The organism is Pseudomonas sp. fls2-241-TYG-175 (genome assembly GCF_030209155.1).
Lineage (GTDB): Bacteria > Pseudomonadota > Gammaproteobacteria > Pseudomonadales > Pseudomonadaceae > Aquipseudomonas > Aquipseudomonas viridiflava.
This window is the reverse complement of record NZ_JARVSO010000028.1, coordinates 46,031-59,597: the sequence shown is the minus strand read 5'-3', so window position 1 is coordinate 59,597 and position 13,567 is coordinate 46,031. Positions and strand designations below refer to the sequence as shown.

Below are 13,567 nucleotides of genomic sequence, written 5' to 3'. Positions count from 1 at the left end.
AGCGTCGCACCGGTTCAAGGGATGAAGCGTGGGGAGAGGTCGTTGAAAGGCAGTCAGAACAGTCCGTCAAAACAACCCGTATCGGCCGCCTACCCGCTGCCCGCCGCGAACATGCAATCGCTTTCCCCAGGGCTGATTCCTGCAGCTGCGGGGCTGGTTATCGCGCTGGTCGTCGTATGGCTGGGCGTTTCCAACAGCCCGCAGGAGCAGGACCGCCTGACTCAGGCCTGGGGCAACAGTCAGGCGCAGGCGGTCAATCTGGCGCTCAGACAGATCAGCGCCGACACCCAGGCGGCTGCTTCCGCTCCGCAACTGGTCCAGGCCCTGCAAGGCAACGACGCTGCTGCGTTGATCGCGGCGCAGGATCGCCTGACGCGCTGGGACGGTCTGGCTGGCGCGCGCCTCAGCCCCAAAGGCCTTGCCGACGTGGACCCGACCGGGCCACTGCCTGTGACCTATGCCACCCTCGACATGCTGAACAAGGCTGCGCGAGGTGAAACGGTTGCTCCCGAGGCACGCAAGACCGGCGAGCGCTGGCTGATCTACAGCGCAGCGCCTGTGCGCTCCGATCCTGGACAGCCGGTCAGTGGCACCCTGCTGCTGGCCTTCGATCCGCAACGCCTGATCAACGCCTTGCCGGTGATTGAAGAGGATGCCGGGCGGGTCGTGCTGAGTCAGCAGTTCGGCAACGGGCCGGCACAGATTTTTCTTGAGCGAGGCCAGTCAGACGGTGGCAGGCCGTTGACTTTCGACACGGGGTATCCAGGCTGGAAGCTTGAGTTCACGCCTGGCCCGGCTTCAAAAAGTTCGTCCCCTATCCTGTTTCTGTTACTGGCTGCGATCATCGCCGCAGCGGGCGTAATCCTTGGGATGTACCGCAATGAGAGGGCTTTGCAGCGGCTCATTTGCGCTGACGCTCGTCAGCTGGATCAGTTGCTTCAAGAACTCTCGAGCGGAAAAGCCGTCAAACCGTTCGGTTTGAGCCTCCCGGCCCTTGGCGGCCTGGCTCAGGCTCTGGCTCGTGTTTCACTCCGTGGACAATCCCAGGCATCACCTGCTCTGGCCACGAACATGGAAACCGGCACACTTATGACGACAGGCAGCGAGTCGACCCCCATCGCTGCTCATGGCACCGATTGGACGGACCCGCTGTTTCAAGATACCGATATTCTCGATATCGACCTTCTCGACGAAAACCAGGACTTCCTGAGATCGGAGCACCCCATCGCTATGAACAGCCCAGCATCCGTGGCACCCAAACTCCCTGATACCATTTTTCGCGCCTATGACATCCGTGGCGTGGTCGGGGACACCCTCAGCGCTGAGACCGCCTACTGGATCGGCCGCGCCATTGGCTCCGAGAGCCTGGCGCAGAACGAACCCAATGTCAGCGTTGGCCGCGATGGCCGCCTTTCCGGCCCCGAGCTGGTTGAACAACTGATTCAAGGCCTGCACGACAGCGGCTGCCACGTCAGCGACGTCGGCCTGGTGCCGACACCTGCGCTCTACTACGCAGCCAACGTGCTGGCAGGCAAGACCGGCGTCATGCTGACCGGCAGCCACAACCCGAAGGACTACAACGGCTTCAAGATCGTGATCGCGGGCGACACCCTGGCCAACGAGCAGATCCAGGCGCTGCACGAGCGCATCAAGACCAACAACCTGACCTCGCAGAAAGGCAGCGTCACCAAGGTCAACATCCTCGATCGCTATTTCAAGCAGATCAAGGACGACATCGTCATGGCGCGCAAGCTCAAGGTCGTGGTCGACTGCGGCAACGGCGCGGCGGGCGTGATCGCTCCGCAACTGATCGAAGCGCTGGGCTGCGAAGTGATTTCCCTGTTCGCCGAGGTTGACGGCAACTTCCCGAACCACCACCCGGATCCGGGCAAACTGGAAAACCTTCAGGACCTGATCGCCAAGGTCAACGAAACTGGCGCCGATCTGGGCCTGGCTTTCGACGGTGACGGCGACCGTGTCGGCGTCGTGACCAACAAGGGTAACGTGGTCTATCCGGACCGCCTGCTGATGCTGTTCGCACTTGATGTGCTCAAGCGCAATCCGGGTGCAGACATCATTTTCGACGTCAAATGCACACGCCGACTGACGCCGCTGATCAGCGAACACGGTGGCCGTCCGGTCATGTGGAAAACCGGTCACTCGCTGATCAAGAAAGAAATGAAGAAAAGCGGTGCCCTGCTCGCTGGCGAAATGAGCGGCCACATCTTCTTCAAGGAGCGCTGGTTCGGTTTCGACGACGGCATCTACAGTGCGGCACGCCTGCTGGAGATTCTCAGCCAGGAGTCGACCTCTGCCGAAGACCTGTTCGAGACCTTCCCGAACGACATTTCGACGCCTGAGATCAACATCAAGGTGACGGACGTCACGAAGTTCAGCATCATCGAAGCCCTTGAAAAAGACGCCCAGTGGGGCGACGCCAAACTGACCAGCATCGACGGAGTCCGCGTAGACTATCCGAAAGGCTGGGGCCTGGTTCGCGCGTCAAACACCACTCCGGTTCTGGTGCTGCGCTTCGAAGCCGAAACCGAGGCCGAACTGCAGCGCATCAAGGATGTGTTCCACGCCGAGCTCAAGAAAGTTGCGCCGGACCTCGATCTTCCTTTTTGATTGCTTTCCCATTTGACTGGAGCCCTGAATGACCCTCGAACGTGATGCCGCCTCTAATGTAGCCAAGGTCCTTTCCGAAGCGCTGCCTTACATTCGCCGCTTTGTCGGCAAGACGCTGGTTATCAAGTACGGCGGCAACGCCATGGAAAGCGACGAGCTGAAAACCGGCTTCGCTCGCGACATCGTGTTGATGAAAGCAGTGGGCATCAACCCTGTGGTCGTCCATGGCGGAGGGCCTCAGATCGGTGATCTGCTCAAGCGCCTGTCGATCGAAAGCCACTTCATCGATGGCATGCGCGTCACTGATGCCCAGACCATGGACGTTGTGGAAATGGTCCTGGGCGGTCAGGTCAACAAGGACATCGTCAATCTGATCAACCGTCATGGCGGCAGTGCCATCGGCCTGACCGGCAAGGACGCGGAGCTGATTCGTGCGAAGAAGCTGACCGTCACCCGTCAGACGCCGGAAATGACCAAGCCTGAAATCATCGACATCGGCCATGTGGGCGAAGTGGTCGGCATCAATACCGATCTGCTCAACATGCTGGTCAAAGGCGATTTCATTCCGGTCATCGCGCCTATCGGCGTGGGTGCGGATGGTGAGTCCTACAACATCAACGCCGACCTGGTCGCGGGCAAGGTTGCCGAGGCCCTCAAGGCCGAGAAACTGATGCTGCTGACCAACATTGCCGGCCTGATGGACAAGCAGGGCCAGGTCCTGACGGGGCTGACCACCGAGCAAGTGAACACGTTGATTGCCGACGGCACGATCTACGGCGGCATGCTGCCAAAGATCAAATGTGCGCTGGAAGCCGTGCAGGGTGGCGTGACCACTTCGCACATCATCGACGGGCGCGTTCCGAACGCCGTGTTGCTGGAAATCTTCACCGACACCGGTGTGGGCACCCTGATCAGTAACCGCAAGCGCTACTGATCACATCGCTTCAGCTACAAAAAAGGCCCCGCCAGCAAGCGCTGACGGGGCCTTTGTTTTTTCTGCGACTCAGCGTGTCAGTTGCTGCACGCGCACTCTGTCTGCTGCAAAGTCTGCCTCGGCCCTGGTGCGTGCGGCCTGATAGCCTGCGATGTCGGCCTGCAACTTTTGCTGCTGGCTGCGCAGGTCATCCAGTTGCTCGATGATCGCTTGCGGAACCGGACGCCCTGCCCGCTCCTGATCAGCGGCCTGGCCTTGAAGGGAACGCTGTTGATTGGCAAGACCCTGAATATTGCCCTGGGCAACATCGATCAGGGTATCCAGCTCGGCCAGCTTGCGGGTTTTTACCCGGTCCACTTCTTCGACGCTGCCGTACAGGCTGAGAAGTTTCGCGTTGGCCTCGGCCTGAACCCTGGCGGCTTCGGCCTGACGAATCTGTTCGGCAGTGGGTGCTGGCGGGATCACCTGCACCACGCGGCCCCGGGCGTTGAGCACTTCGTAGCCTTTGGCGACGTACTCGGCCGGCACACCCAGGCGGTCGATGACCGTGACGCCGCGACTGTCGATGTACCGGTAGAGCCGCACCTCGGGAACGTCGGCAGCCTGCACGACAGTGCTCGCAAGCACCGCGAGCGACAGCCACAGCGTCAACGCGCCCGATCCGCGTACAAGCCTCTGCAATGCGCCTGACGGGCATTGCTTCTGCGCCCGCCAGAACGGCATGTCAGATACCGTACTGTGCGCGGTAGGCCTCGACAGCGGGCAAGTGCTGCTTGAGCTGAGGATCGTCAGCGAGGAATTCCAGTACCTGATTCAACGACACGATGCTAACCACCGGAATGCCGAAGTCGCGCTCGACTTCCTGAATGGCCGACAATTCGCCGTTGCCACGTTCCTGACGGTTCAAGGCGATCAGTACGCCCGCCGCCTTGGCGTCCTGCGCACTGATGATCTGCATGACTTCACGGATGGCGGTACCGGCCGTGATCACGTCGTCGATGATCAGTACATCACCAGCCAGCGGTGCGCCGACCAGACTGCCACCTTCGCCGTGCGCCTTGGCTTCCTTGCGGTTGAAGCACCAGGGCAGATCACGATCATGATGTTCGGCCAACGCCACAGCCGTCGCGGCCGCCAGCGGAATACCCTTGTAGGCAGGCCCGAACAGAACATCGAAGGAAATGCCGCTTTCGACCACTGCTGCAGCGTAGAAACGCCCGAGCTGCGCCAGGGCCGAGCCGCTGTTGAACAGGCCGGCATTGAAGAAGTAAGGGCTGGTGCGTCCAGACTTGAGCGTGAACTCACCGAAGCGCAGCACGCCGCGATCTATGGCAAAACGAATGAAATCGCGTTGATACGCCTGCATAAAAAAAGCCTCGAAAGCACGGATTTAGCTAATTGGGTAGAGCTCGGGTATCATACACGCACGTGATTTTTGGGGCCATTTATGCGGATCATCAGTGTGAACGTAAATGGCATTCAGGCTGCGGTCGAGCGCGGGTTGCTCAGCTGGCTGCAAGCTCAGAATGCCGACGTCATCTGCTTACAGGACACCCGCGCCTCCGCCTTTGAACTGGATGATCCAGCTTTTCAGCTGGATGGCTACTTCCTCTATGCCTGCGAAGCCGAAGTCCCCGCTCAGGGTGGCGTGGCGCTTTATTCGCGGTTGCAACCGAAGGCGGTGATCAGCGGCCTCGGCTTCGAGACAGCCGACCGCTACGGGCGTTACCTGCAAGCCGATTTCGACAAAGTCAGTATTGCAACCCTGCTCTTCCCTTCCGGGATGAACGGCGATGAAGACCTGAATCAGAAATTCAAGCTCATGGACGACTTCGGCAAGTACATGGACAAGCAGCGCCGCAAGCGCCGCGAATACATCTACTGCGGCTCGCTCTATGTGGCGCAGCAGAAGCTCGACATCAAAAACTGGCGCGACAGCCAGCAGTCTCCTGGCTTCCTGGCACCCGAGCGCGCCTGGATGGACGAGATCGTTGGCACCATGGGCTATGTCGATGCCCTGCGTGAAGTCAGTCGCGAAGGCGACCAGTACAGCTGGTGGCCGGATAACGAACAGGCCGAGATGCTGAATCTGGGCTGGCGTTTCGACTACCAGATCCTGACTCCAGGTCTGCGCCGCTTCGTGCGTAGCGCCCGTCTGCCCCGCCAGCCGCGCTTTTCGCAGCACGCGCCGCTGATTGTGGATTACGACTGGACCCTGACGATCTGATCGTCACGCGACACCCGAACACGAAAAAGCCGACTTGATGTCGGCTTTTTGTGCTGCCTGCGATTTTGCCTACTTCAGCAGACGCCAAGTGAACGGGTAGCGATAATCCACCCCTTCGTTGGCCTTCACGCCAGCAATGATCGTCAGCACCAGAGCACCAAGCCCCACCAGCATCAACAATGCAAAGCCGATCACTACGACCATCAGCAGGATGCTGATCGTGGCCGCAATCGCGACCGTGATCTGAAAGTTGAGCGCTTCCTTGCCCTGCGCATCGATAAACGGGTCACTCTCCTTCTTCATCTGCCAAAGGATCAACGGCCCCAGCAGATTGCCGAACGGAAAGAGCATCCCGAAGAACGCAGACAAGTGACAGAACATCGCCCATTGACGGGCGCTTTGAGCCGGTTTCTGCACAGGATGCTGGCTGTCACTCATGGTCACGCTCCAGGATTATCAGTCGGCCAGTGCGGCGCGCTGCAATTCGAACAGTTCGGTCATGCCCTTCTGCGCCAGTGCCAGCATCGCGTTCAGCTCTTCAGGCTGGAACGGCGCGCCTTCTGCGGTGCCCTGCACCTCGATGAAACCGCCTGCGCTGGTCATGACCACATTCAGGTCGGTCTCGGCAGCGGAGTCTTCGAGGTAATCCAGATCGAGCACTGGCTCGCCCTGATACATGCCGACCGACACCGCAGCAATCATCTGCTTGAGTGGATCGCCGCCTTTCAGACCGCCACGCTTCTTGATCACTTTCAAGGCGTCGGCCAGCGCAACCATAGCGCCAGTGATGGACGCGGTACGTGTACCACCGTCGGCCTGGATGACATCGCAGTCGACGTACAGGGTGACATCGCCCAGCTTGGACATGTCCAGCGCAGCGCGCAGCGAACGACCGATCAGGCGCTGGATTTCCAGCGTACGGCCGCCCTGCTTGCCGCGGCTCGCTTCACGCTGGTTACGCTCGCCGGTGGCGCGCGGCAGCATGCCGTATTCGGCCGTCAACCAGCCCTGGCCTTGGCCTTTCAGGAAGCGCGGCACGCCATTCTCGACGCTGACGGTGCAGATCACCTTGGTGTCACCGAACTCGACCAGCACAGAACCCTCGGCGTGTTTGGTGTAGTTGCGGGTGATGCGGATCGAGCGGAGCTGATCGGCGGCGCGACCACTTGGACGTTTCATCTGGGATACCTGTACTGAGACGGAAAACTGCCGAGCATTATAGAGGCCATCGTCCGGACAGGGCATCTCTTAAAGTCGGCGCCGCCCGACCGCCAAGGCTGAAAGGCTCTGAAACGGGGCTTTGAGCCACTATCCGTGCAGGCAAAAAAAGTCTTGCACGGTTTGTCACACTGCCGGATTGGGAGCCTGCGCCGCACTGCGCTACAATCCTGCGCCTTTGCAGCCTGTCGGCTTTCACGACACCCACGGCAGCCGTCCGCCCATGCGCGGACTCGACCGCCCGGACTGAATCAAGAGGTATTCCCATGGTGCACAGCATGACTGCCTTCGCCCGAGTAGAACGGGCCGGTGCCCAGGGCACACTGAGCTGGGAACTACGCTCGGTCAATCATCGCTACCTTGAGCCCCATCTGCGCCTGCCCGAGTCATTCCGGGATCTGGAAGGCGGGATTCGCGAGGCGCTGCGTCAGGGCCTGTCGCGCGGCAAGGTCGAATGCACCTTGCGCTTTGTCGAAGAAACCGCAGGCAAGCCCCTGCAGGTGGATCGCGAGCGGGCCAGCCAGTTGATCGCCGCTGCGGAATCGGTTGCCAGCCTGATCAAGCAGCCCGCGCCGCTCAACCCGCTTGAAGTGCTGGCCTGGCCCGGTGTTCTGGTGGCCGATGCCAACGATCCGCAGGCCCTGAACAACGAAGCCCTGACGCTGTTCAACGAGGCACTCACCGAATTGAAGAACGGCCGCGGCCGCGAAGGCGCGGACCTGGCGAAACTTCTCGACGAACGGCTGACCTCCATCACTGAAGAAGTCGTCACCCTGCGCACCCTCGTGCCGCAGATGCTCGCCACCCAGCGCCAGAAAGTGCTGGATCGCTTTGCCGACATGAAGGCCGAGCTGGATCCGCAGCGTCTGGAGCAGGAAATGGTCCTGCTGGCGCAGAAAAGTGATGTCGCCGAAGAGCTGGATCGCCTGAGCACTCACGTCACCGAAGTACGCCGGGTGCTCAAGACCGGCGGCCAGGCGGGTCGCCGCCTGGACTTCCTGATGCAGGAACTGAATCGCGAAGCCAACACACTGGGCTCCAAAGCCTTCGACCCACGCAGCACGCAAGCGGCCGTCAACCTGAAAGTGTTGATCGAGCAGATGCGTGAACAAGTGCAGAATATTGAGTAAGGCTGAACCTGACATGACCCACAAATCCGGCACCCTGTACATCATTTCCGCGCCCTCCGGCGCAGGCAAGACCAGTCTGGTCAATGCCCTGATCCAGGCTCAGCCGCAGATCCGCGTCTCGGTGTCGCACACCACCCGCGCCATGCGTCCGGGCGAGCAGGACGGGGTGAATTACCACTTCGTCGACCGTGCGGAATTCGCACGCATGATCGAACATGGCGACTTCCTGGAACAGGCCGAAGTCTTCGGCAACCAGTACGGCACGTCGCAAAGCCATCTGCAACAGACGCTGGATGAAGGCCACGACCTGATTCTGGAAATCGACTGGCAGGGCGCCCAGCAGGTTCGCGCACAGATGCCTCACGCCCGCTCGATCTTCATTCTGCCGCCAAGCCAGCAGGCCCTGCGTCAGCGCCTGACCAACCGCGGCCAGGACAGCGACGAGATCATCGAAAACCGGATGCGTGAAGCCGTCAGCGAGATGAGCCACTACATCGAGTACGAATACATCGTGGTCAACGATGATTTCGCCGGCGCACTGGAAGACCTGAAGTCCATCTTCCGCGCCAATCGCCTGACCCAGCAGCATCAGCAAGAGCAATACAGCGAGCTTTTTCAGCAATTGCTGGCTTGATCGGGACGTTTCAACGCGGCAGACTGCAGGTCAGACAAAGACCGTTTGTGGCATGCCGCTTGCTGCTTGCAGCAGTCCGCTTGTAAACTACCGAGTCCGCTCGCCCATCCGGGCACCGCGCATACGCATTTGCTACGAGGAATACCCATGGCCCGCGTGACCGTTGAAGACTGCCTAGAACACGTCGATAACCGCTTCGAGCTGGTCATGCTCGCTACCAAGCGTTCGCGTCAACTCGCCACCGGCGGCAAAGAGCCGAAGCTGGCGTGGGAAAACGACAAGCCTACCGTTGTGGCCCTGCGTGAAATCGCGGCCGGCCTGATGGATTATGCCGTTATTGCAGAAGCCGAAATCGTTGAAGATGAACCATTGTTCGCAGCGTTCGAGGACGAGTCCAACGAGGCCGTCTAAGCCTATGCCGGGTCGACGTTGTACGGCGCAGGGTAAAAGCCATCGGCAGGGGGTAGCGCCTTGCCGAGCATAGACGCCCTCGCCGACAGACTGTCGGCCTACCTCGGCAAGGATCAGGTCAATCTGGTCCGCCGAGCGTATTTCTACGCCGAACAAGCCCACGATGGCCAGCGCCGTCGAAGCGGCGAAGCCTACGTCACGCATCCTCTTGCCGTAGCGAACATTCTTGCCGACATGCACATGGACCATCAGAGCCTGATGGCAGCGATGCTGCATGACGTGATCGAAGACACCGGGATTGCCAAGGAAGCGCTCAGCGCACAGTTTGGCGAAACCGTGGCCGAACTGGTCGACGGGGTCAGCAAGCTGACCCAGATGAACTTCGAGACCAAGGCCGAGGCTCAGGCCGAAAACTTCCAGAAAATGGCCATGGCCATGGCCCGCGACATACGCGTGATTCTGGTCAAGCTCGCCGACCGCCTGCACAACATGCGCACCCTGGAAGTCCTGTCCGGTGAGAAGCGCCGCCGCATCGCGAAAGAAACCCTCGAAATCTACGCACCCATTGCCAACCGCCTGGGCATGCACAGCGTGCGTATCGAATTCGAGGATCTGGGCTTCAAGGCCATGTACCCGATGCGTTCCTCGCGGATCAATCAGGCAGTCAAGCGCGCCCGAGGCAATCGCAAGGAACTGGTCAACAAGATTGAAGAGTCCCTGAGCCACTGCCTTGCCGTCGACGGCATAGAGGGCGATGTCAGCGGGCGACAGAAGCACCTGTACGGCATCTACAAGAAGATGCGCGGCAAGCGTCGGGCCTTCAACGAGATCATGGACGTTTACGCGTTCCGCATCATCGTCGACAAGGTAGACACCTGCTATCGCGTGCTGGGCGCTGTGCATAATCTGTACAAACCGCTGCCCGGCCGTTTCAAGGATTACATCGCAATTCCCAAGGCCAACGGCTACCAGTCGCTGCACACCACCTTGTTCGGCATGCACGGTGTGCCCATCGAAATCCAGATCCGCACCCGCGAAATGGAAGAGATGGCCAACAACGGGATCGCGGCGCACTGGCTGTACAAATCCAGCGACGATGAACAGCCCAAGGGTACACATGCCCGTGCCCGCCAGTGGGTCAAGGGTGTGCTGGAAATGCAGCAGCGTGCGGGCAACTCGCTGGAGTTCATCGAGAGCGTCAAGATCGACCTGTTCCCGGACGAGGTCTACGTCTTCACGCCCAAGGGCCGGATCATGGAGCTGCCCAAAGGCTCCACGGCCGTGGATTTCGCTTATGCGGTTCACACCGACGTCGGGAACAGCTGCATCGCCTGCCGGATCAATCGCCGACTGGCGCCGCTGTCGGAACCGCTGCAGAGCGGTTCGACCGTCGAGATCGTCAGCGCACCCGGCGCACGCCCCAACCCGGCGTGGCTGAACTTCGTTGTCACCGGCAAGGCGCGCACGCACATTCGTCACGCCCTGAAACTGCAACGCCGCTCCGAATCCATCAGCCTGGGCGAACGCCTGCTGAACAAGGTCCTCAATGGCTTCGAAAGCAGCCTGGACAAGATTCCTGCCGAGCGCGTGCAACTAGCGTTGAACGAATACCGCGTGGAAGTGCTGGAAGACCTGCTCGAAGACATCGGCCTGGGCAATCGCATGGCCTACGTCGTTGCCCGCCGCCTGCTGGGCGAGGGCGATCAGTTGCCGAGCCCGGAAGGTCCGCTGGCGATTCGCGGCACCGAAGGCCTGGTGCTCAGTTACGCCAAGTGTTGCACGCCGATACCGGGCGATCCGATTGTGGGCCACCTGTCTGCGGGCAAGGGCATGGTCGTGCATCTGGACAACTGCCGCAACATCAGCGAAATCCGCCACAACCCGGAAAAGTGCATCCAGCTCTCCTGGGCCAAGGACGTGACCGGCGAATTCAATGTCGAGCTGCGTGTCGAACTGGAACATCAGCGTGGCCTGATCGCCTTGCTGGCCAGCAGCGTCAACGCCGCCGACGGCAACATCGAAAAAATCAGTATGGACGAGCGCGATGGCCGCATCAGTGTGGTCCAGCTCGTCGTCAGTGTGCACGACCGTGTGCATCTGGCCCGCGTGATCAAGAAACTACGTGCACTGACCGGGGTCACACGCATCACCCGGATGCGCTCGTAGGCAATCCCATTCTCAGGAGTTCTTCATGACCAAGACTGTCATCACCAGCGAAAAAGCCCCGGCGGCCATCGGCCCTTACTCGCAGGCGATCAAGGCTGGCAATACCGTCTACATGTCCGGCCAGATCCCTCTGGACCCGAAAACCATGGAGCTGGTCGACGGCATCGAAGCCCAGATCACCCAGGTCTTCGAAAACCTGAAATCCGTCGCTGAAGCGGCTGGCGGCTCGTTCAAGGACATCGTCAAGCTGAACATCTTCCTGACCGACCTGGGCCATTTCGCCAAGGTCAACGAGATCATGGGCACCTACTTCGCACAGCCTTACCCGGCGCGTGCAGCCATCGGCGTTGCCGCACTGCCACGTGGTGCGCAGGTCGAGATGGACGCGATTCTCGTCATCGAATAAATCCCCCAGCGGAGCGTTGCTGCGTTCCGCTCTCCCTGAAGGAAGGAATCTGTTATGCGTTCCGCGCTCGCCATTTCACTGCTGGCCGTTGTTCTCGGCGGCTGCTCCAGCTTTGCCGACCGCAACCCGGACGGCACCTGGATCAACCAGACCGCCATCGATGCCGCAGTCAAGCAGGGCAACCTGCGTCAGGCGCTGCTCGCCAACGGTCCGAATCTGGAGTGGCAGATCAACTCCAAGGCCAATCAGGCGGTGTACTCCAACGGCTTCGAGCTGGGTGAAGGCAAGATTGTCAGTGCCGCAGAAGGCAAGCTGCACATCGACTTCTACGGCAACTTCTTCGAAGACCTGAGCGTCAAGGGTGACGAACTGGTTCAGGCAGCCAGCGAATCCGGCCCTGAGCAGCACTTCGAAAAACCGAAGAACACCGTACCCGAAGGCGCACAGCCGGGCAGCACCTTTGAAAAAGCGCTGTATGCGGCCTACATGGGCGGCAAATGGACCATCGTTGAAGGCGACGGTCAGGGCAGCACCGTGCAGTTCATGCCGGACGGCAGCGTCCAGGGTCTTCCGGAAAACGATCGCTTCGCGCTGTGCCTGGCTGGCGATTGCGCCGCCATGAGCGGTGAGTACGACAGCATGTGGCTGGAAAAGGCCGAGCAGGGTAATCCCTGGATTTTCGCTCGCAAGGGCAAGCAACTGGAGATTTTCCAGGCGGTGAACAACGCAGGGGCCGATCAGATGCCCGAACTGCGTCCGGGCACTCGCCGCTGGTTGCTTGAGCAGCAGTAAGCCATAGCGTCACCCATAAAAAAGCGCCTTCAAGAGGCGCTTTTTTATTTCGGCTCATTCAGGCCTTGTCGGTGCCCAGCAAAGCCGTATATCCCGCTCGGTAATCCGGATACACCGGTACCCAGCCCAGCGCACGGGCGCGCGCATTGCTGCAGCGTTTGCTGCCGACCCGCTGCACGCTGACGTCGTCAGACCATTCGGTAACGCCCAGGTACTCACGAATCCACGACACCACATCAGCCAATGCAGCCGGGTCGTCGTCCACGCCCAGATAGCAGCTCTCCAGTGCAACGCCCCGATCATCGGCCTCAAGCAGATGCGCCAGCAGACCCGCTGCGTCGTCGGCGTGAATGCGATTGGCGTAGACCGGCGGATCGATCCTGACGCTGTGGCCCTGGCGCACCCGGTTGGACAGATCTGCACGGCCCGGCCCGTAGATACCGGTCAATCTCACGGCCGTGGCGGGAAGGCCGCTGTTCAGCGCCAGCTGTTCAGCCTCAAGCATGACCGTGCCGGTATAGCCGACAGGTTCGGTTGCGGACGTTTCATCGACCCATTCGCCTTCTTGCTGGCCGTAAACACCGCTGCTGGACACGAAAAACAGACGTTTGGGCCGTTGACCCTGCTCTTTGAGCCAGCCAAGCACATGGCGCAACCCGTTGACATAGGCGTCTCGATAACCGGCTTCGTCGCGTTGCGAAGGTGTGGCGCAATACACCACATAGTCGATCTGGCCAGCCGGCCAGTCAGCGGGTCTCGCGGTCGCGAACAGATCGCCCCGGATCGGCAAGACACCCTCGGGCAACTCGGAAACCGTGCGCCGCAGCCCATGGACAGACCAGTCATGAGCCAGCAGGCGCGTGGCCAGTCGGGAGCCGATATCGCCACAACCAGCGATCAAAACGGATGGGGCAGACATTGCATATCTCCACAGGACGGTGATCAGACACCGTGTAAGTCATCAGAAAACGTCAAATATTCGGGCCAATATGTAAAAAAGATACAGTATTACTTTTGTTAA

At 60.3% G+C, this 13,567-nt stretch carries 14 protein-coding genes; 9 read left to right on the top strand and 5 right to left on the bottom strand.

Going from position 1 to position 13,567, the window contains the following annotated elements:
* Positions 1-42: 42 nt before the first annotated feature.
* Entirely contained in the window at positions 43-2,628 is a 2,586-nt protein-coding gene (locus QRN20_RS26700; protein ID WP_122466822.1) for a phosphomannomutase/phosphoglucomutase, read from the top strand.
* A 28-nt stretch (positions 2,629-2,656) separates the two neighbouring features.
* Positions 2,657-3,562, top strand: a complete 906-nt coding sequence (gene argB, locus QRN20_RS19930) for an acetylglutamate kinase (RefSeq protein ID WP_004887166.1) — start codon at positions 2,657-2,659, stop codon at positions 3,560-3,562.
* 69 nt (positions 3,563-3,631) lie between these two features.
* On the opposite strand, the gene QRN20_RS19925 is transcribed toward argB, so the two are convergent.
* Positions 3,632-4,213, bottom strand: a complete 582-nt coding sequence (locus tag QRN20_RS19925; protein WP_162868330.1) for a DUF4124 domain-containing protein — start codon at positions 4,211-4,213, stop codon at positions 3,632-3,634.
* Between the two features lie 73 nt (positions 4,214-4,286).
* Entirely contained in the window at positions 4,287-4,928 is a 642-nt protein-coding gene (pyrE, locus tag QRN20_RS19920) for an orotate phosphoribosyltransferase (RefSeq protein WP_004887170.1), read from the bottom strand.
* An 81-nt stretch (positions 4,929-5,009) separates the two neighbouring features.
* On the opposite strand from pyrE, the gene crc reads away from it, so the two are divergent.
* Positions 5,010-5,789, top strand: coding sequence for a catabolite repression control protein Crc (gene crc / locus QRN20_RS19915; RefSeq protein WP_004887172.1), 780 nt, complete (start codon positions 5,010-5,012; stop codon positions 5,787-5,789).
* Between the two features lie 69 nt (positions 5,790-5,858).
* Here the strand turns inward: crc and QRN20_RS19910 are convergent, their stop codons facing one another.
* Both QRN20_RS19910 and rph read right to left on the bottom strand, forming a co-directional pair.
* Positions 5,859-6,227, bottom strand: a complete 369-nt coding sequence (locus QRN20_RS19910) for a DUF4870 domain-containing protein (protein WP_004887173.1) — start codon at positions 6,225-6,227, stop codon at positions 5,859-5,861.
* A gap of 18 nt (positions 6,228-6,245) precedes the next feature.
* Positions 6,246-6,968, bottom strand: coding sequence for a ribonuclease PH (gene rph / locus QRN20_RS19905; RefSeq protein ID WP_003313989.1), 723 nt, complete (start codon positions 6,966-6,968; stop codon positions 6,246-6,248).
* Positions 6,969-7,273: 305 nt separating this feature from the next.
* Here rph and QRN20_RS19900 point away from each other — a divergent pair, with 305 nt between their 5' ends.
* The 6 genes from QRN20_RS19900 to QRN20_RS19875 all read left to right on the top strand — a co-directional run bounded on the left by QRN20_RS19900 (position 7,274) and on the right by QRN20_RS19875 (position 12,546).
* Complete coding sequence (locus QRN20_RS19900) at positions 7,274-8,137, top strand: YicC/YloC family endoribonuclease (RefSeq protein ID WP_029241372.1); 864 nt, start codon at positions 7,274-7,276, stop codon at positions 8,135-8,137.
* A gap of 13 nt (positions 8,138-8,150) precedes the next feature.
* Positions 8,151-8,771 (top strand): guanylate kinase, encoded by a 621-nt coding sequence (gene gmk, locus QRN20_RS19895; RefSeq protein WP_004887178.1) that lies wholly within the window; start codon positions 8,151-8,153, stop codon positions 8,769-8,771.
* Between the two features lie 147 nt (positions 8,772-8,918).
* Entirely contained in the window at positions 8,919-9,182 is a 264-nt protein-coding gene (rpoZ, locus tag QRN20_RS19890; RefSeq protein ID WP_004887180.1) for a DNA-directed RNA polymerase subunit omega, read from the top strand.
* Between the two features lie 60 nt (positions 9,183-9,242).
* The gene (gene spoT, locus QRN20_RS19885) at positions 9,243-11,348 is read left to right on the top strand and encodes a bifunctional GTP diphosphokinase/guanosine-3',5'-bis pyrophosphate 3'-pyrophosphohydrolase (protein ID WP_004887181.1); all 2,106 of its coding nucleotides are present in this window, start codon (positions 9,243-9,245) and stop codon (positions 11,346-11,348) included.
* Between the two features lie 25 nt (positions 11,349-11,373).
* The gene (gene ridA / locus QRN20_RS19880; RefSeq protein WP_004887183.1) at positions 11,374-11,754 is read left to right on the top strand and encodes a deaminase RidA; all 381 of its coding nucleotides are present in this window, start codon (positions 11,374-11,376) and stop codon (positions 11,752-11,754) included.
* 54 nt (positions 11,755-11,808) lie between these two features.
* Positions 11,809-12,546, top strand: coding sequence for a hypothetical protein (locus QRN20_RS19875; protein ID WP_004887185.1), 738 nt, complete (start codon positions 11,809-11,811; stop codon positions 12,544-12,546).
* A 58-nt stretch (positions 12,547-12,604) separates the two neighbouring features.
* Here QRN20_RS19875 and QRN20_RS19870 read toward each other — a convergent pair whose 3' ends face one another.
* Entirely contained in the window at positions 12,605-13,465 is an 861-nt protein-coding gene (locus tag QRN20_RS19870) for an SDR family oxidoreductase (protein WP_043302927.1), read from the bottom strand.
* Between the last annotated feature and the right edge of the window lie 102 nt (positions 13,466-13,567).